This window comes from Deinococcus aquaedulcis, from assembly GCF_019693445.1.
In the GTDB taxonomy this organism is placed as follows: domain Bacteria; phylum Deinococcota; class Deinococci; order Deinococcales; family Deinococcaceae; genus Deinococcus; species Deinococcus aquaedulcis.
The window spans coordinates 1-17,313 of record NZ_JAHRBL010000005.1 but is presented as its reverse complement, the minus strand read 5'-3'; the positions used below and the strand labels follow the sequence as shown (position 1 = coordinate 17,313).

Here is a 17,313-nt window from a genome sequence, read left to right as displayed (position 1 = left end):
CCTCCACCCGTTTCCAGGTGGAGGTCTTTGCTGTCGGCCTTCAGCGATCAGCCCTCGGCCATCTGCTGTGGGCCATCTGCCCTTAGCTCGTGTACGTCACGTTGTCGTTCACGGTGCCGGGGCGGGTGTCGTCGTAGGAACGGTCGCCGGTCACAGCGTCGGTGCTGGTGCTGCCTTCGCCGTACTTCTCCAGCGTGCGGTCGTCGGCCACCTGCATCTCGCGCACGGTCATGAGGCCCGTGCCGGCGGGAATCAGCTTGCCGAGGATGACGTTTTCCTTCAGGCCGATCAGGTCGTCCACCTGGCCCTTCATGCTGGCTTCCGTCAGCACGTGGGTGGTGTGCTGGAAGCTCGCCGCCGACAGCCACGACTTGGTGGTCAGGCTGCTCTTGGTGATGCCCAGCAGCACTGGTTTCCAGCTGGCCGGAGTCTTGCCTTCTTCCAGCGCGTCGTTGGCCTGGTCCACTTCCCAGCGCTCGACGGTCTGGCCTTCGAGCAGCTCGGTGTCGCCCCCGTCGGTCACTTCGACCCAGCGCAGCATCTGGCGCACGATGATCTCAATGTGCTTGTCGTGCACCTTCACGCCCTGGCTGCGGTACACACGCTGCACTTCTTCCACCAGGTAGCGCTGGGCGGCGTCGGTGTCCTTGTACAGCAGCAGGTCGTGGGGGTTGATCGCGCCGCGCGTCAGGGCCTGGCCGGCCTCCACGCGGTCGCCGTCGCGCACGATCATGCGCAGGCCCTTGCTGATCTTCGTGGCGGTCTTGCTGGAGTACTGGTCGTCGTCGGCCTCGATCCGCACGAGGTAACGCTCTTCTTCCTCCTCGATGCGCACGGTGCCGTCGCGGTCGGCCACGGCCGCGCTGGTCTTGGGCTTGCGGGCCTCGAACAGCTCGATCACGCGGGGCAGACCCATGGTGATGTCACCGCCGCCGCTGCCGGCCACGCCGCCAGTGTGGAAGGTGCGCATGGTCAGCTGCGTGCCGGGCTCACCGATGGACTCGGCGGCCACCACGCCCACGGCTTCACCCATGCTCACGGGCTTGGCCTGCGACAGGTCGTAGCCGTAGCACTTCTGACACACACCGCTCTTCACGCGGCAGTTCAGCGGGGTGCGCACGAACACGCTCTGCAGGGTCTTGGCGCCCCGGGTGATGGCCTTCACATCTTCCAGGCTCAGCATCTCGCCGGCCTCGATGGTGCGGCCTTCGACCTCAACCGCGTCGGCCAGGGTGCGGCCGTAGATGCTGGTCTCGATCTCGCTGGCCTTGCGGGTGCGCCACTCGCCGGTGCGCTCGTCCAGGGCGCCCAGCGGCATGGAGGTGTAGTCGGTGGTGCCGCAGTCCACGTCGCGCACGACCACTTCGTGGGCCACGTCCACCAGCTTACGGGTCAGGTAGCCCGAGTCGGCGGTACGCAGCGCGGTGTCGGCCCCACCCTTACGGGCGCCGTGGGTGGAGATGAAGTACTCCAGCACCGACAGACCCTCGCGGAACGACGCACGGATCGGCACCTCAATGGTGCTGCCGTCGGGGCGGGCCATCAGGCCGCGCATCCCGGCGAGCTGCGTGATCTGCTGGGCGTTACCACGCGCGCCCGACAGGCTCATGATCCACAGCGGGTTGAAGGGATAGTTCTGGCCGAAGTTGTCGAACATGGCGTTCTTGACTTCATCCTTGGTGTCGTTCCACAGCTGCACGACCTGCTTGTAACGCTCTTCTTCGGTCATGAAGCCGAACTCGAAGTTCTGCTCGATTTCTGCGACCTTGGCGTCCGCTTCGGCCAGAATCTCGGCCTTGGCGGGCGGAATCACGATGTCGTCAATGCCAATCGTGATGCCCGAGGTCGTGGAGAGCTTGAAGCCCGCGTCCTTCAGGCCGTCGAGCAGGCCAGCGGTGGCCTCGATGCCCAGGTGCTTGAAGCACGCCATGACCATATCCTTGAGGTGGTCTTTTTCGTAGGCGGTTTCCAGGTTCACCAGGGTGTCCACGAGGTGGGCCTGGTGCCCCAGGGCTTCCTGCACAATGCGGCGGAACATCACGCGGCCGGCGCTGGTGTCGTAGGTCACGCCGTTCAGGCGGATGCGCACGTGGTCCTGGTGGTCAATCTCGCCGCGCTCGACCGCCATGATGGCTTCGTCGGGGTTGGAGAAGACGTACTTCAGGCGGCCGGGGCTGGTTTCCTGGCCGGCCACGGTGATGGGGCTGTTCAGGGCCACCTTGCCAGCGTCGAGCGCAGCGAGGGCTTCCTGCGCGTCGGCGAACTCGGTGCCGGCACCCAAGTTGTCCTTGCGCAGCAGGGTCAGGGTGAAGATGCCGAGAATGATGTCGCGGCTGGGCTTGACGTTCGGCTCGCCGTTGGCGGGCGAGAGCAGGTTGTGGGCGCTGAGCATCTGAATGCGCGCTTCGGCCTGCGCCTGGGCGCTCAGGGGGACGTGAATGGCCATCTGGTCGCCGTCGAAGTCGGCGTTGAAGGCTTCACAGACCAGGGGGTGCAGCTGGATGGACTGACCTTCCACGAGCACGGGCTCGAAGGCCTGAATGCCCAGTCGGTGCAGGGTCGGCGCGCGGTTGAGCAGCACGACCTTGTCCTCAATGACCTCTTCCAGGGCGTCCCACACGCTGTCGCGGGTGTCGCGGTAGCGCTCGAGCATCTTGCGGGCCTGCTTGATGTTGGTGACCTCGCCCTTCTCCTCGAGCACCTTGAACAGGAAGGGCTTGAAGAGTTCGAGGGCCATACGCTTGGGCACACCGCACTGGTGCAGCTTGAGCTGCGGGCCCACCACGATCACCGAGCGGCCGGAGTAGTCCACGCGCTTACCCAGCAGGTTCTGGCGGAAACGGCCCTGCTTGCCGCCCAGCAGGTCGGTCAGCGAGCGCAGGCTACGGTCAGAGCCGGGGTTGGTCACGGGGCTGCCACGGCGGCCGTTGTCGATCAGCGCGTCCACCGCTTCCTGCAGCATGCGCTTCTCGTTGCGGATGATCATGTCCGGCGCGCCCTGGCTCATCAGCTTCTTCAGGCGGTTGTTGCGGTTGATCAGGCGGCGGTACAGGTCATTCAGATCCGAGGTCGCGAAGCGGCCCCCGTCCACCTGCACCATGGGGCGCAGATCAGGCGGCATCACCGGCACGGTGTTCAGGATCATCCAGCTGGGGTTGTTGCCGCTGCGCTTGAACGCGCGGGTCACTTCCAGGCGCTTGCGGGCCTTGGCGCGCTTGTGGCGCGAGCTGTCCTTCATCATCTCGTTCAGCTCGGCTTCCAGGATGTCGAGGTTCAGGTCGTCCAGCAGTTCCTTGACAGCTTCGGCGCCCATCTTGGCCTCGAAGTCGTAGGACTCGATGACGCGCACCTGCTTGCGCACGAGGTCAATCTCGATGCGGCCCGAGATCTCGCTGCGCAGTTCGCCACTGTCGGCCAGTTCGTCGCCCGGCTCCACACGGTCACCGTTCACGACCAGGGGCTCGTCCTCGTAGGTATAAACCTTCGCCTTCGAGACGATGATCGAGGCGGGGTTGTGCAGGGTGATCACGCCATTGGCTTCAGCGGTGATCTGCTCCTCAACGTCAATGGCGCCGATGACCTTCTGGCCCTTCTTGACCTCGCTGCCGTCGCCGACCAGCACGTGCATGGTGGGGTTGATGGGGTACTCGCTGCGGCGGGTCCAGTGGGCCGTGACCTTCACGTCGCCCTTCTTGGGGAAGGTTACGCCGCTCAGGCGGCTGTCGCGGCTTACACGCAGGCGGGTGCCGCTCGTAGCGTCGGCCAGCACAGCGCCCGCGTCCACGATCTCGCCGTGCACGACCTGCACGTTCATGCCGTGGGGCACGTACACGCGGGCCAGCACCTCACCACTGGGGCTGCCTTCCTCGTCCACGCCTTCGCGCAGCTCGACCATCACGCTGTCTTCGCCCATGTCGTGCAGCACGGTGGTGCCGCCCACGGGAGCGGTGATCTGCACGTCGGCTTCCAGCTCGGCCAGAATCTCACCGGCGCGGAAGGCATCCTGCTCCACGAGCACGTCGGCGGGCAGGGGCAGGGTGGCTTCAACTTCCTCGGCGTAGGCGATCACGGCGCGGCGGGGGAAGCGGTACTGGGCCAGACCATCCATCTTGCTCACGACGTTGCCGCCCAGGATCTGCCCGCGCGTCACGTACTCGCCGTCACGCACTTCGGCTTCCACGCCGCCGGTCAGGGCGTAGGTTTCCTGACGGCCAAAGCGCAGTTCGCGGTACTCGTCGTCCGAGAGCAGCTCGCCGCGCTTGAGCGGGCGGCCGTCCTTCTGGGCGTTGCGGGGGTCGGTCACCAGGAAGGAGCTGAAGTACAGCACCTTTTCCAGCTGGCCAGCCGACAGGTCCAGCAGCGTGCCGATCTTGCTGGGCGTGTCCTTGACGTACCAGATGTGGGCGGCGGGCGTGGCCAGGTCAATGTGGCCCATGCGGTAGCGGCGCACCTTGCTGCTCGTCACTTCGACGCCGCAGCGCTCGCAGACCTTGCCTTCGTAGCGCTGACGCTTGTACTTGCCGCAGGCGCACTCGTAGTCCTTTTGGGGCCCGAAGATGCGCTCGTCGAACAGACCTTCGCGCTCGGGCTTCAGGGTGCGGTAGTTGATCGTTTCGGGCTTTTCGACCTCGCCAAAGCTCCACTCGCGGATCTTCTCCGGGCTGGCAATGGCGATACGAACTTTGTTGAAGTCTTTCAAAGTAATCCTGCTCCTTGGATGGGAGGCTTGGTGTTTTGTCTAAGGGTCGAAGAGTCAAAGGGTCTAAGAAAACTTGGTATTCCGTTGTTCTGGACTCTTCGACCTTTTGACCCTTAGACGGCGCGCGGGGGCGCGCTTTAGCGCTTGGGCATCATTCCTTCGAAGATGTCCACGGCGCGGTCGCCGTTGTCGAGGACTTCCACGTCCAGACCCAGCGAGTGCAGCTCCTTGACGAGCACCTTGAAGGACTCGGGGATGGTGCTGCCCGACACTTCCTCACCCTTGACGATGCTCTGGTAAGCCGCGTCACGGCCGTCAATGTCGTCGGACTTGATCGTCAGCATTTCCTGCAGGGTGTGCGCGGCGCCGTACGCTTCCAGCGCCCACACTTCCATTTCCCCGAAGCGCTGACCACCAAACTGCGCCTTGCCGCCCAGCGGCTGCTGGGTAATCAGGCTGTACGGGCCAGTGGAGCGGGCGTGCAGCTTGTCTTCCACCATGTGGTACAGCTTCATCACGTACATGGTGCCGACCACCACGGGGCCCGAAATGGGCTCGCCGGTGCGGCCGTCGTACAGCACGCTCTTGCCGGTGCGCGACAGCTCCATCTGGGCTTTCTCGTAGTCGCCCTGCGCGTCACGGATGACGCCCAGCTTGGCGGCGCGGTCCAGCACTTCCTGTTCGCGCTTGTCGAGCTCAAAGCCTTCGTCCTTGCGGGCCTGGATACGCTCGGCGGCGGCCACTTCCAGCATTTCCTTGATGGTCGCTTCGGTGACCGAGTCGAACACGGGGGTCTCGAACTTCTGGCCCGTCAGGCGCGCCACTTCACCCAGGTGGGTTTCCAGAATCTGGCCCAGGTTCATGCGGCTGGGCACACCCAGGGGGTTGAACACGAGGTCGACGGGGGTGCCGTCTTCCAGGTAAGGCATGTCCTCGGGGGCCATGATCTTGGAAACCACGCCCTTGTTCCCGTGGCGGTTGGCCACCTTGTCACCCACCTGCAGCTGGCGCTTCTGGGCCACGTACACGCGCACCATTTCACGCACGCCGGGTTTCAGGTCCACGCCTTCGTCGCCTCGGCGGAAGCGCACGGTCTTCACCACGATGCCGCCCTGGCCGGACTGCACGCGCAGCGAGGTGTCCTTCACTTCACGGGCCTTCTCGCCGAAGATGCTGCGCAGCAGACGCTCTTCGGGGGTGGGTTCCGACTCACCCTTGAAGCTGGTCTTGCCGACCAGGATGTCGCCGGGCTTGACTTCAGCGCCCACGCGCACGATGCCGTCTTCATCCAGGTCGCGCAGCGCGGCTTCGGACAGACCGGGGATGTCGCGGGTGATCTTTTCCGGCCCCAGCTTGGTGTCGCGGGCTTCAATCTCGTCCTTTTCAATGTGGACCGAGGTGTAGAAATCCTTGCGCACCAGGCCTTCGGAGATGCAGATCGCGTCTTCAAAGTTGAAGCCGTCGAAGGGCATGATGGCGATGGTGATGTTCTGGCCCAGCGCGAGGCGGCCGAGGTCGCTGGCGGGACCGTCCGCGATGACCTGCCCGGCCTGCACCGTGTCGCCAACGTCCACGATGGGGTGCTGGTCAAGGTTGGTGCCCTGGTTGGAGCGGGTGAAGCGCACGAGTTCGAAGGTGCGCACGTTGCCGGTGTTCATGCCGGCGGCGGGGGCGTCCTCGGTCAGGGTGATCTGAATCACGCGGGCGTCCACGTAGGTCACGCGGCCGGTCACGTCACTCACGACGCTGGTGCCGCTGTCGGTCACCACGCGGCGCTCCACACCGGTGCCCACGGCGGGGCTGTCGGCGCGCACGAGCGGCACGGCCTGCGACTGCATGTTGGAACCCATGAGCGCGCGGTTGGCGTCGTCGTGCTCCAAGAAGGGAATCAGGGACGTGTTGATCGAGACGATCTGCTTGGGGCTCACGTCCATGTAGTCCACTTCTTCGGGGGTGTACCACAAAGGATCACCCTTGCGGCGGGCCAGCACGCGCTCGTCGCTGAAGGTGCCGTCCGGCTGGAGCGGGCTGTTCGCCTGCGCCACGGTGTAACGGTCTTCAATGTCGGCGGTCATATAGACCACGTCGTCAGTCACGCGGCCACCCTCCACCTTGCGGTAGGGCGCTTCAATGAAGCCCAGGTCGTTCACCTTGGCGTAGGAGGCCAGCGAGGAAATCAGACCGATGTTGGCGCCTTCAGGCGTTTCGATCGGGCAGATGCGGCCGTAGTGGGTCCGGTGCACGTCGCGCACGTCGAAGCCGGCGCGCTCGCGGGTCAGACCGCCCGGCCCCAGCGCAGAGATGCGGCGCTTGTGGCGCAGGTCCGACAGGGGGTTGGTCTGGTCCTTGAACTGCGAGAGCTGGCTGCGGCCGAAGAACTCGCGCATGGCCGCCACGATGGGGCGGTTGTTCACGAGCTTGGTGGGGGTCGCGGCGTCGGGGTTGCCCAGCAGCATGCGCTCGCGCACGCCGCGTGCCATGCGGCCCATGCCCACGCGCAGCTGGTCGGCGAGCAGTTCGCCCACGGTGCGCACGCGGCGGTTGCCGAGGTGGTCAATGTCGTCCTCGGCCACGGGCACGTCGGTGATCACGCCGTCGGCGTCCACCATGCCCACGGTCTCGCGGCCGTACTGCAGCGCCATCAGGTAGCGGATGGTGTCCACCAGACCGGCGTCCGTGAACTTGCCGTCCTGGAAGTTCAGCAGGGTGCGCTCGGGGCGGTTCACGCCCAGCTTGGTGTTCATCTTGAAGCGGCCGGGCTCGCCCAGGTCGTAGCGGCGGGGGTCGGCCAGCAGGCCGTACAGGTACTGAATGGCCTTGTCGCGCTTGGGCGGGTCACCGGGGCGCAGCACCGTGAACAGGCGCAGCAGGGCCTCGTCGGCGCCCATGCCCGCGCTCTTGTCCTCGGGCAGTTCCATGTCCGGCTCAAATTCCGTGAACAGGGCACGCAGGCTGGCGTCGTCGTAGCCCAGCACGCGCAGCAGCATGGCCACGGGGAACTTGCGCTTGTTTACCTTCATTTCCAGCACGCCGCCCGCGAACTCCAGTTCGATCCAGGGGCCGCGCTTGGGCATGGGGATGATCGCGCCGGTGTACATCTTCTTGATGCCCTTGTAGGAGCTGGTGAAGTACACGCCGGGGGAACGGTGAATCTGCGAGATGATCACGCGGTCGGCGCCGTTGATCACAAACGAGCCGTCCTCGGTCATCAGGGGCAGGTCGCCCAGGAACACCTGATCTTCCTTGATCAGGCCGCTGTCCTTGTGAATCAGCTGCAGCTTGGCGTACATGGGCGCCTGGTAGGTGACGTCCTTTTCACGGCACTCTTCGGGCGTGTAAGGTGGCTCGCCCAGACGGTACTCCAGGAAATCCAGCACGAGACCCGTGGAGCGGCCCTTTTCAGTTTCGTCAATCGGGAAGACTTCCTTGAAGGCACTCTGCAGACCCGTGTAATCGCGGGCGTCGGGCGCCTTGTCGTCCTGCAGGAAGGCCTTGAAGGAGTTCACCTGAATCTCGGTCAGGTTGGGCAGCGGAATGACGTCCGCGATGTCACCGAACCGCTCAATACGCGGCCCTTTTTTGCTCAAACTCATGTCCACCTCTGGGGCACCCTGTGGGTCACTGCGGCCTCTTTCGGGGCGGGAAAAGGCGCAGCCGGGACGCGTGGCCTTCCCGGCCACGTTCCCGTGTCATTCACTTAACTTTGCCGAGCCGCTTCTCGCAAAGAACTCCTGCCCGACCCATCATGGTCAGCACAGGGAAGTCTACACCCTGGGGGGCAGACCGGTCAAACCGGGCGCGTCGGGGCGCCTTGCGGGGCTGTGTCCGGCAAGTTTGCCCAACCGGGCCGGGCGGCGTCAAGCGGCCACCTTCATGAAATGCCAGCAGATCTGCCGGTGTGCCTGTGGCCGGCCCCGTAGCATGGGGGCGTGGACGCCCTGCAACCCTACCTGCCGCTGATCATCAATGCCCTGCGCGTGCTGGCCATCATCGGCCTGATTCACGCCATTGTCACGCGGCAGCAGGTGTACTGGATCGTCATGCTGGCCTTTGGGGCGCTGTTTGGCGGGCTGTTTGGGCTGGCCTTCGCAGCGGTGTACACCTTCATGGTGCTGCTGCCAGCCGCGCGGGGGGGCGGCCGGGTGGCGGGGCAGGCAGTGGCGCGCGGCGTGGAGGCCTTAAAGCCCCTGGACCTGCGCATCCGCGAGGCCCAGGCCGAACTGAATGAAAGCGACACCCTGCAGCGCCGTGCCGAGCTGGCGGCCCTGCAGGCCCGCGCCGGGCGCCCCGATGAGGCCCAGGCCACCCTGCAGCCGCTGCTGAGCGGCATTTACGCCGACGACCCGGTGGTGCTGCTGACCAGCGCCGAACTGGACCTGGCCCGGGGACAGGCCGCCGAGGCCGAAAGCAAGCTGCGCCGCGTGGACCTGAAGGCCAGCGCCGCCACGCGCACCCGCACGCTGACCCTGCTGGCCCAGGCCCAGGACGCCCAGGGCAAACCCGAAGCCGACGCCACCTTCAAGGACGCCCTGAACGCCGCCACCACCGAGGAGCCGCGCGCCCGCTACGCCGCCTATCTGGCGCGGCAGGGCCGGCGTGACGAGGCCCGCGCCCTGCTGGACGCCCTGGACAAGACCGAGCGCAAGGCGACAAACCTCTACCGCCGCCAGGAACGCGAATGGTTTCAACTGGGCCGCGAACTGAGGAAGGACCTGAAGTGATCGCCGCGCCGGTGTACCTGCACAGCTGGCCCACGGCTGACCAGCCCGAGCAGGTGCGCCGCGTGGAGGCGGGACAGACCGTCTGGACCTTCGCCTTTCCGCCAGAGCTGCACCAGCAGTCGGCCCGGCTGGGGCTGGGGGACCTCTGGCTCACCGCGTGTCCGGGTGGCAGCGTGATTGCCGCCCGTCTGTGCGAGGTCTGGCGGGTGGACGCGGCCACGGGCCAGCGCCTCAACCTCTGGCCAGGGGAGGTCTGGTCCGCGCAGGGCGACGCCGTGGTGATCGTCACGGATGCCCCGAAGGGATACAGCGCGCTCGACACCTTCTGATTTCGGGCCACCGTCGTCCGCACCGCCGGAGAAGTGAACGTCACGGGCGCCGTCCGGGCCCGCCCCACCTGCGGCGGCTTTGATGTCCTGGGCCTGCGCTGGCTGGGCGAGTCCCTGCGCCTCAGCCTGCGCGACGGCTGCGGGGTGTGGGCCAAAACCTGGACCCCTTGAGGGCGTGCCTGTAAAGGTGTGTTTGCTCGGTTGGGCGGCACATCAACCTGTGAGTGGCGCCGATAGGGGAGAGGCGTTCGACTTGGCCTGACTTCGCAAAGCACAGGTTTGGAAAGTTTGGCCTCTTTGCGGAGAGCGGCCCGACGAACCCGCTGTTTTCCTCCTTCGCCTTCGGGGGGACAGGTAGAGCGCCGCCGCCTAGGGGGTTGAGCGGACCCAGCGTTTCAGACGGCGTGTCCCGCAGGGCCAGCCTGCTCGCCTTGTTCAAAAATGGTCCGAACGATTGGAGAACGCCGGTTGGAGCGCGCTGAAGCCTGACCCCCACGCCTCCTCCCACAACCGAATGTCTGGTTTCCTTGACATCATGTCCGGTTTAGCTTACTTTGGGGCATGACCCCATCTCACCTTGAGTCGGCGCCGCAACGGCCAGTGCAGGAGAAAACCGCGTGGATGAGTCTGCTGACCACGCTGGCCCTGTACGTGCCCTATTTCGCTTTCGTGTGGCCCGAACTGTTGGCGGGCACAGCCACCATTGGCCCAGCCTTGGTCCTGCTGATCGTGGTCCAGGCGGTGCTACTGCCGCTGAGCCTGTGGGTCTGGCGCCGTCTGGAAGGCGGGCCCGAGGGGGCCCTGACAGACGAGCGTGACCGCGCCATCGCCTTGCGGGCCACCCGCACCTCCTATGTCGTGCTGGCTGGGCTGGGCTTTACCTGGGGCAGCGTCCTACTGCTGCCGGGCGGGGCGGCCCTGGCGGTGCCGGGCACCCTGCTGCATGTGGCGCTGCTGTCGTTTGTCCTGGCCGAAGTGGCGGGCAATATCGTGTCGCTGTGGTCGTACCACCGGGGCGGCTGAGGGTGCCCGTGAGCAACCAGCTTCGCCGCCTGCGCTTTGAAGCAGGCGAGATGACCCAGCAGCAGCTGGCCCAGCAGGTGGGCGTCACCCGGCAGACCGTGATTGCCATTGAGGGCGGCAAGTATGCGCCGTCGCTGGAACTGGCCTTCAAGCTGGCTGCTGCGCTGGGCCGGCCACTGGAGCAGGTGTTCCAGTACCAACCTGAGGGCTAGGCCATCTTTATTACCCGGGTGATATTGCGTTTTTGAATTCCACCCGGGTAATATCGCGCCATGACCCAGCCCACCTATACCGCTTTCCTGGGCCCGCAGCGGCTGGCCACCGGGCCACTGCCCGAAACGCTGCGGACTGTCAAAGCCGCGCTGGACGCCCTGGCCAGCCCCCGCACCCAGCCCCTGATCGTGTTCAACGACGAAACGGGCCGCCCAGTCGATTTCGACTGGCGCGGCACCGTGGACGAGGTGCTGGCCCGGCATGCCCCCGGCGCCAAGGCGGGTCCCGGGCGGCCCAAGCTGGGGGTGGTGTCGCGCGAAGTCTCGCTGCTGCCCCGGCACTGGGACTGGCTGGAAAGCCATCCTAATGGCGCCTCAGCGGCGTTGCGCCGCCTGATTGACGAGGCCCGCAAAGCCGACCCCGAAGGCGAGCGCCGCCGCATGGCCAGCCTCGCCGCCGACCGCTTCCTGACGGTCATGGGCGGCGACCTCCCCGGGGCCGAGGACGCCAGCCGCGCCCTGTACGCCGGGGATCGCGCGGCCTTCGAGGCCCAGGTGGCAGGGTGGCCCGAGGACCTGCGCCTGCACGCGCTGTATCTGGCCGCCCCTGCCTTCGGAGCGGCCCCATGACTGCCGAGGGCCGCCGCGCCGCCCGGACCTTCACCCCGCGCATGGGGATTTACCGGATCACCCACCTGCCCTCGGGGCGGACCTTGCTGGGCAGCAGTTCGCATGTGGAGGGGCAGCTGAACCGCATTCGCTTTGAGCTGCAGCTGCGTGGTCACCGCCACGCGCAGATGCAGCGCGACTGGGCCACGGATGGCCCCGAAAGTTTCCGTTTTGAAGTGCTGGATGACCTGCCGCCGCAGCGTCCCGGCGAAGACCCCCAGGACGACCTGAAGGAGTTGCTTGCGCTATGGCAGGAGAAGCTGAACATTCCAGCCCACCAGCGGTACTGACGCTGGCGCCCGGCGCCACGGCCGCTGAACTGGAGCGGCTGGCGCAGGGCGCACCCCCCGAACTGCGCGCCGCCATTGCCGCGCATCCCAACACGCCGCCCGCGCTGCTGGAAGACCTGGCGGCCACCTTCCCGGCCCAGGTGCTGGCCAATCCGGCGCTGCCGCTGCTGCGGCTGGCCCATCCCCGATTGCTGCTCGACGTGCCGCTGCACACCCTGTTGCGCCTGCTCTCGCAACCCGACGCCCCGGCGTGGCTGCTGCGGCACGCCCTGATCGCCTCGGCCATCGAGATCCAGGCGGCGGCGGCGGCCCACCCGGCTCTCACTGCCCACCAGATTGACCAGATGGTGGGCCATCCGGCGTGGCAGGTGCGGGCGCGGATTGCGGCCCGGCCCGAACTGCCCCCCGCGCTGATTGCCCGGCTGGCCAGCGACGCCGATTACGGGGTGCGCATGTACATCGCTGCCCGTACCGACTTGCCCCCGGTGGTGGCCCAGCAGCTGGCGGCCGATCCTTCGGTATTCGTGCGGCAGGTGCTGGTGCGCGCACAGCAGAGCGGGCTGGCCGCCTTTGTGCTGGGCTTGTGCTTGCTGCCCTGGAGCTGAGAGCGGAACGCAGAGCGACCCTAAGAAATACCCAGGGTCGCTCTGTGTCGAATACGCTGGATGGTGGTAAAGCAGCAGGGGCATAGGCGGAATGGAGAGACCGCCCTTCAGGCCTGGAGGAGAATGGGCTGCCCCTGTGAGGCCAACGACGCTCCCAGCGATCCCAGTTGAGTCAAGCGAGCAAAAGTTGGGCGCGCCTCAAAGCTAGAGGAGCGCCACTCTATGGTGCATGGGTGCCGCCAAACCCCAAATAAAACCCCCAGCCGCGTGGGCTGGGGGCTGCACTCCCGGTGAAGGGGGACTTACTTCAGTTCGACCTTGGCGCCAGCAGCTTCCAGCTGGGCCTTGATCTTCTCGGCGTCGTCCTTGCTGGCGCCTTCCTTCAGCACGCCGCCCTTCTCGCTCATGTCCTTGGCTTCCTTCAGACCCAGGCCGGTGATGGCGCGGATTTCCTTAATGACGTTGATCTTGCTGGCGCCGGCATCCACCAGCACCACGTCAAATTCGGTCTTCTCTTCCACAGCGGCGGCGGGGCCAGCGGCGGGGCCGGCGGCCACGGCGGCAGTCACGCCCCAGGTTTCCTTCAGACCGTCGATGAGGTCCGCGAGTTCCATGATGGTGAGCTGGCCGAGCTGGTCGATGAGCGCTTGTTTGTCGTAAGCCATGATTGTGTCCTCCGAAATTGAAGTGGGGGGTGCCCTGTTGGGGGCAGACCGGGGGCTTAAGCGCCCTGGCCTTCGAGTTTTTCTTTGTACGCTTCGAGGATGCCCACGAAGTTGCTGAGGTGCGCGCTGAGCACGCCCACCAGCTCGCCCTGCAGGCTCTGCTTGCTGCCCAGGCTCGCCAGACGCTCAATCACCTTGACGTCCACGCGGTTGCCTTCAACAAGGCCGGCCTTCACGGCGGGAATGCCCTTGTCGTTGCCCTTGGCGGCGTCGCTCAGGGCCTTGGCGACCCCAGCGGGATCGTCCTGCGCCACCACGATGGCGCTGGGGCCCTTCAGCGCGTCGCTGAAGTCACGGCCGTCGCCCTGAAGGGCGAGGTTAATCAGGGTGTTCTTGGCAACAATCAGCTGCCCCCCCTTTTCACGGATGTCCTTGCGCAGTTTGCTCAGCTGACCGGCGGTCAGGCCTTGGTAGTCGACGACGTAAAACGATTCGACGCCCGAGAGGCTGCCCGTCAGGGCGCTGAGGGTCTGCTGGTTCTTTTCGTTCGCCACGCAGTACCTCCTTGGTGGGAACGAGTCCAGGTGCACGGTCGCGCCCCTGGCAACTCGGCGGGCTGTTTAAACCTGGCAAGGGTCCCCGCTGTCTTAGGTGCCGGAATAGAAACGGATTGGAGAGGTGCGAGAGCGCACCGGGGTGCTGAAGGATGTTGATGGGTGAAGGTTGAGGGTCTACGGTTTTTCGGTCAACCATCAACCTTCGCCCATCAACGCGCGGTTTAGGCGCTGGTCAGGGTCAGCTCGATGCTGGGGCCCATGGTGGTGGTCAGGAAGGCGCTGCGCAGGAACACGCCCTTGGCGCTGCCGGGCTTGGCGGCTTCCAGCGCGCTCACCAGGGCGGTGTAGTTGGCGCTGAGGTTGCCGGGCTCAAAGCTGGCCTTGCCGATGGGTGCGTGCACCACGCCGGTCTTGTCGTTGCGGAACTCGATGCGGCCGGCCTTGAGGCCCTTGACCATGCCGGTCACGTCGGGGCCCACGGTGCCGCTCTTGGGGTTGGGCAGCAGGCCGCGCGGCCCGAGCAGACGGGCGAGCTTCTGGCCCACCTGGGCCATCATGTCGGGGGTGGCGACCACGGCGTCGAAGTCCATGAACCCGCCGGCAATGCGCTCGATCAGGTCCTCGCTGCCCACCACATCGGCGCCCGCCGCTTCGGCGGCCTGCACGTTGTCGCCCTTGGTGATCACGGCCACACGCACGGTCTTGCCGGTGCCGTGGGGCAGCGCCACCGTGCCACGCACGTTCTGGTCGCTCTTGCGGGGGTCAATGCCGAGGCGGAAGTGCACTTCCACGGTCTCGTCAAACTTGGCGGTCGCCAGGTCCTTGACCAAGGCAGCGGCTTCGTCGATGGTGTACTGCTTCTTGCGGTCCACTTTGGCCGCCAGCGCCTGATACCGCTTGCCACGCTTAGGCATTGGGGGCCCCCTCAATGGTCACGCCCATGGAGCGGGCGGTGCCGGCCACCGTATTGGCGGCGGCTTCCACGCTGCCCGCGTTCAAGTCGGGCATCTTGGTCTTGGCGATTTCCAGCACCTGGTCCCAGCTGAGCTTGCCGACCTTGGCCTTGTTGGGGGTCGCGCTACCCTTCTGCAGGCCAGCGGCCTTACGGATCAGGTAGCTCATGGGAGGGGTCTTGGTGATGAAGGTAAACGAGCGGTCGGCGTAGATGGTGATCTCGACGGGGATGATCGCGTCACCCTTGTCGGCCGTCTGCGCGTTGAACGCCTTCGTGAACTCCATGATGTTCGCGCCGTACTGACCCAGCGCGGGACCCACGGGGGGGGCCGGGGTGGCCTTGCCCGCCGGGAGTTGCAGTTTGACTAACCCTGCGACTTTCTTCATTTGGTTCCTCCTTAGCTCCCCCGCGCTGGCGCCTGGGCCGGCTGGGGTGATGGCGCTAAGTTCCGTCTTGACCGCCTGGGGTGACCCCAGACGGAAAACAGCAACTTTTTCAGTCTAGCGGCCCCCGGCGTCTTTGCCAAGGGCCGAGTGGGGTTTACTTGGCGACCTGGCTGAAGTCGAGTTCCACAGGCGTCTCGCGGCCGAAGATGCTGACCAGCACCTTGACCTTGGACTGCGCCATGTTCACTTCGCTCACCACGCCGCTGAAGTCGGCAAAGGGGCCGCTGGTGACACGCACCATGTCGCCCGCCTTGAAGTCGATCTTCACGCGCGGCGCTTCTTCCACCACAGGCTGGGCCGCCACGCCCACCGAGGCCAGCAGACGCTGCACCTCTTCGGGCGAGAGGGGCACAGGGCGGGTGGCGGTACCCACGAAGCCGGTCACGCCATTCGTGCCGCGCACGACTTCCCAGGACTCGCCCAGTTCGCCGGGGGCGTCGTCGTCTTCCACATCCATCTGCACGAAGACGTAGCCCGGAAACAGCTTGCGGCGGACGGTTTCTTTCTTGCCGCCCTCACGCAGTTCCACGGCTTCCTCTTCCGGCTGGATCACCTGAAAGATCTTGGTGCCGCGCATGCCCAGTTTGCCCGCGCGTTCCATCAGGTGCTGTTCCACGCGGTCTTCCTGACCCACGTAGGTGTGCACGGCGTACCACTCGATACTCATGGCAGCACCGCGCGAATCAGGGCGCCAAACAACTGGTCCATGGCGAACACGATCAAGGTCAGGGCGATCACAAAGATCAGCACAGCCTGCGTGCCTTCCAGCACCTGCGCCCGGCTGGGCCACGAGACGCGCGACAGTTCGGCGCGCGAATCACGGAAGTACTGAATCAAGTTCATGCGTTCACCTGCGACAGAGAAAAAGGGGAGATCCGCTGGGCACAGCGGGCATGGAGCGCCCGCAGGCGCGGAAGCTCAGACCTTCTTCTCTTTGAAGACCACGTGCTTCTTGGCCACGGGGTCGTACTTGCGCAGTTCCATCTTCGCCTGCGTGTTGCGGCGGTTCTTGGTGGTGGTGTAGTAGAACCCGGTGCCGGCGGTGCTTTCCATTTTCACGATGATGCGGGGGCCGTCTTTCGCCATGAGCTGCTCCTTCGCAAAGGCCCTTTGGTGGGGCGGCTTTGCTCCCAGCGTCCCTGAAGGGGGCAACGGGCCGTGGGCAGGTGCCGGGGCCACGCTGGTAAAAGCCCGCCTTGTGGCGGGCAACATTCGAATTATAGGGGTCGACCTCTCAGGTGTCCACTGTGGTCTGGATGCCGGTTGGAAAACCGTCGATGCTGTGCGTGTTGCGCCTCAGCCAGTAGCTTCGGATCTCCTCGGGGCCCATCCGGCGGTGCAACGCGTTGAGCTCGTCGCGTTCTGCCTGATAGCTGAAGGTCGGCACCGCCATGCCACACGAGGTCTGAACCAAATCAATGTCGAGGACGTAAATCTGCCGTGCGCCGGGTAGGTCTGGGAACAGCGACAGAAGCCCAGGCCATTCCGGGTCGGCCGGCTGAATCATGTGGGCCTGGCCGTAGAGCCGCAGGATCAGCGGCGGGCCTTCAAACGCGCAGAACATCAGGGTCATGCGGGGCGAACGTTGCAGGTGAGCCGCTGTCTCATTGCCACTGCCAGTCACATTCAGCCACGCCACGCGCGTGGGCGTCAGCACCCGCAGGCTGTCCATGCCCTTGGGGGAAAGATTCACGCGGCCTTCCGGCGCGGCGGTGCCCGCGAAGAAAATACGCTGAGCCTCTACAAACGCCTGCAGGTGGGCCGACAGGGCCGGGAGTTGCTTTGCCATACCCCAGCCTACAGGGCGCAAAAAAAGAGGCCCCGTGAGGGGCCTCTTTCTCAGACTGAAGTGGTCTTACTCCAGGACCTTGGCAACGACGCCAGCGCCGACAGTGCGGCCACCTTCGCGGATGGCGAAGCGCAGGCCTTCTTCCATGGCGATGGGCTTGATGAGTTCCACCACGAAGGTGATGTTGTCACCGGGCATCACCATTTCGACGCCTTCGGGCAGTTCCACCACACCCGTCACGTCGGTCGTGCGGAAGTAGAACTGGGGGCGGTAGCCACCGAAGAACGCGCTGTGACGGCCACCCTCGTCCTTGCTCAGCACGTACACGCTGGCTTCGAACTTGGTGTGCGGCT

General features: G+C 65.7%; 19 protein-coding genes. 8 read left to right on the top strand and 11 right to left on the bottom strand.

All coding sequences use genetic code 11. From position 1 onward, the window contains the following. Positions 1-82: 82 nt before the first annotated feature. Both KMW22_RS08170 and rpoB read right to left on the bottom strand, forming a co-directional pair. On the bottom strand, positions 83-4,699 hold the full coding sequence (locus KMW22_RS08170) for a DNA-directed RNA polymerase subunit beta' (protein ID WP_221089552.1): 4,617 nt from the start codon (positions 4,697-4,699) through the stop codon (positions 83-85). Positions 4,700-4,836: 137 nt separating this feature from the next. Further along, positions 4,837-8,292, bottom strand: a complete 3,456-nt coding sequence (gene rpoB / locus KMW22_RS08165) for a DNA-directed RNA polymerase subunit beta (RefSeq protein ID WP_221089551.1) — start codon at positions 8,290-8,292, stop codon at positions 4,837-4,839. Between the two features lie 336 nt (positions 8,293-8,628). Here rpoB and KMW22_RS08160 point away from each other — a divergent pair, with 336 nt between their 5' ends. The 8 genes from KMW22_RS08160 (at position 8,629) to KMW22_RS08125 (ending at position 12,548) form a co-directional block, all read left to right on the top strand. Beyond that, positions 8,629-9,420: a hypothetical protein gene (locus tag KMW22_RS08160; RefSeq protein WP_328774636.1), complete on the top strand. Its 792-nt coding sequence runs from the start codon at positions 8,629-8,631 to the stop codon at positions 9,418-9,420. After that, complete coding sequence (locus tag KMW22_RS08155) at positions 9,417-9,749, top strand: hypothetical protein (protein WP_221089550.1); 333 nt, start codon at positions 9,417-9,419, stop codon at positions 9,747-9,749. The genes KMW22_RS08160 and KMW22_RS08155 overlap by 4 nt, the downstream gene beginning before the upstream one ends. Before the next feature lie 33 nt (positions 9,750-9,782). Then, positions 9,783-9,920, top strand: coding sequence for a hypothetical protein (locus KMW22_RS08150; RefSeq protein WP_221089549.1), 138 nt, complete (start codon positions 9,783-9,785; stop codon positions 9,918-9,920). 450 nt (positions 9,921-10,370) lie between these two features. Beyond that, the gene (locus KMW22_RS08145) at positions 10,371-10,772 is read left to right on the top strand and encodes a hypothetical protein (RefSeq protein ID WP_221089548.1); all 402 of its coding nucleotides are present in this window, start codon (positions 10,371-10,373) and stop codon (positions 10,770-10,772) included. Positions 10,773-10,780: 8 nt separating this feature from the next. Further along, entirely contained in the window at positions 10,781-10,984 is a 204-nt protein-coding gene (locus tag KMW22_RS08140; protein ID WP_221089547.1) for a helix-turn-helix transcriptional regulator, read from the top strand. A 60-nt stretch (positions 10,985-11,044) separates the two neighbouring features. Continuing rightward, positions 11,045-11,614 (top strand): DUF2239 family protein, encoded by a 570-nt coding sequence (locus tag KMW22_RS08135; RefSeq protein ID WP_221089546.1) that lies wholly within the window; start codon positions 11,045-11,047, stop codon positions 11,612-11,614. Next, the gene (locus KMW22_RS08130) at positions 11,611-11,943 is read left to right on the top strand and encodes a GIY-YIG nuclease family protein (RefSeq protein WP_221089545.1); all 333 of its coding nucleotides are present in this window, start codon (positions 11,611-11,613) and stop codon (positions 11,941-11,943) included. The genes KMW22_RS08135 and KMW22_RS08130 overlap by 4 nt, the downstream gene beginning before the upstream one ends. Beyond that, entirely contained in the window at positions 11,901-12,548 is a 648-nt protein-coding gene (locus tag KMW22_RS08125) for a variant leucine-rich repeat-containing protein (protein WP_221089544.1), read from the top strand. Before KMW22_RS08130 ends, KMW22_RS08125 begins: the two co-directional genes overlap by 43 nt. A gap of 302 nt (positions 12,549-12,850) precedes the next feature. On the opposite strand, the gene rplL is transcribed toward KMW22_RS08125, so the two are convergent. The 9 genes from rplL to KMW22_RS08080 all read right to left on the bottom strand — a co-directional run. After that, a complete protein-coding gene (gene rplL / locus KMW22_RS08120; protein WP_107138005.1) occupies positions 12,851-13,213 on the bottom strand; it encodes a 50S ribosomal protein L7/L12 in 363 nt (120 codons plus the stop codon). A gap of 56 nt (positions 13,214-13,269) precedes the next feature. Further along, positions 13,270-13,767, bottom strand: coding sequence for a 50S ribosomal protein L10 (gene rplJ / locus KMW22_RS08115; protein WP_221089543.1), 498 nt, complete (start codon positions 13,765-13,767; stop codon positions 13,270-13,272). 224 nt (positions 13,768-13,991) lie between these two features. Next, positions 13,992-14,684 carry a 50S ribosomal protein L1 gene (gene rplA, locus KMW22_RS08110; protein ID WP_221089542.1) on the bottom strand — a complete coding sequence of 231 codons (693 nt, stop codon included), beginning with the start codon at positions 14,682-14,684 and terminating at the stop codon, positions 13,992-13,994. Next, a complete protein-coding gene (rplK, locus tag KMW22_RS08105) occupies positions 14,677-15,111 on the bottom strand; it encodes a 50S ribosomal protein L11 (RefSeq protein WP_221089541.1) in 435 nt (144 codons plus the stop codon). Before rplK ends, rplA begins: the two co-directional genes overlap by 8 nt. 154 nt (positions 15,112-15,265) lie before the next feature. Beyond that, on the bottom strand, positions 15,266-15,838 hold the full coding sequence (gene nusG / locus KMW22_RS08100; RefSeq protein ID WP_221089540.1) for a transcription termination/antitermination protein NusG: 573 nt from the start codon (positions 15,836-15,838) through the stop codon (positions 15,266-15,268). Continuing rightward, a complete protein-coding gene (gene secE / locus KMW22_RS08095; RefSeq protein WP_221089539.1) occupies positions 15,835-16,014 on the bottom strand; it encodes a preprotein translocase subunit SecE in 180 nt (59 codons plus the stop codon). The genes nusG and secE overlap by 4 nt, the downstream gene beginning before the upstream one ends. Positions 16,015-16,089: 75 nt before the next feature. Then, positions 16,090-16,257: a 50S ribosomal protein L33 gene (gene rpmG / locus KMW22_RS08090; RefSeq protein WP_012692576.1), complete on the bottom strand. Its 168-nt coding sequence runs from the start codon at positions 16,255-16,257 to the stop codon at positions 16,090-16,092. A gap of 148 nt (positions 16,258-16,405) precedes the next feature. Beyond that, positions 16,406-16,960, bottom strand: coding sequence for a pyridoxamine 5'-phosphate oxidase family protein (locus tag KMW22_RS08085; protein ID WP_221089538.1), 555 nt, complete (start codon positions 16,958-16,960; stop codon positions 16,406-16,408). Between the two features lie 66 nt (positions 16,961-17,026). Next, positions 17,027-17,313 (bottom strand): EF-Tu C-terminal domain-related protein (locus KMW22_RS08080; protein ID WP_456236884.1); only part of this gene is annotated, 287 nt, incomplete at its 5' end.

Bases quoted from the DNA above. Each gene is read 5' to 3' on its own strand.
- rpoB (WP_221089551.1), bottom strand. From the start codon at position 8,292: ATGAGTTTGAGCAAAAAAGGGCCGCGTATTGAGCGGTTCGGTGACATC.
- KMW22_RS08145 (WP_221089548.1), top strand. From the start codon at position 10,371: ATGAGTCTGCTGACCACGCTGGCCCTGTACGTGCCCTATTTCGCTTTC.
- KMW22_RS08135 (WP_221089546.1), top strand. From the start codon at position 11,045: ATGACCCAGCCCACCTATACCGCTTTCCTGGGCCCGCAGCGGCTGGCC.
- KMW22_RS08130 (WP_221089545.1), top strand. From the start codon at position 11,611: ATGACTGCCGAGGGCCGCCGCGCCGCCCGGACCTTCACCCCGCGCATG.
- KMW22_RS08125 (WP_221089544.1), top strand. From the start codon at position 11,901: ATGGCAGGAGAAGCTGAACATTCCAGCCCACCAGCGGTACTGACGCTG.
- rplL (WP_107138005.1), bottom strand. From the start codon at position 13,213: ATGGCTTACGACAAACAAGCGCTCATCGACCAGCTCGGCCAGCTCACC.
- rplA (WP_221089542.1), bottom strand. From the start codon at position 14,684: ATGCCTAAGCGTGGCAAGCGGTATCAGGCGCTGGCGGCCAAAGTGGAC.
- rplK (WP_221089541.1), bottom strand. From the start codon at position 15,111: ATGAAGAAAGTCGCAGGGTTAGTCAAACTGCAACTCCCGGCGGGCAAG.
- nusG (WP_221089540.1), bottom strand. From the start codon at position 15,838: ATGAGTATCGAGTGGTACGCCGTGCACACCTACGTGGGTCAGGAAGAC.
- secE (WP_221089539.1), bottom strand. From the start codon at position 16,014: ATGAACTTGATTCAGTACTTCCGTGATTCGCGCGCCGAACTGTCGCGC.
- rpmG (WP_012692576.1), bottom strand. From the start codon at position 16,257: ATGGCGAAAGACGGCCCCCGCATCATCGTGAAAATGGAAAGCACCGCC.
- KMW22_RS08085 (WP_221089538.1), bottom strand. From the start codon at position 16,960: ATGGCAAAGCAACTCCCGGCCCTGTCGGCCCACCTGCAGGCGTTTGTA.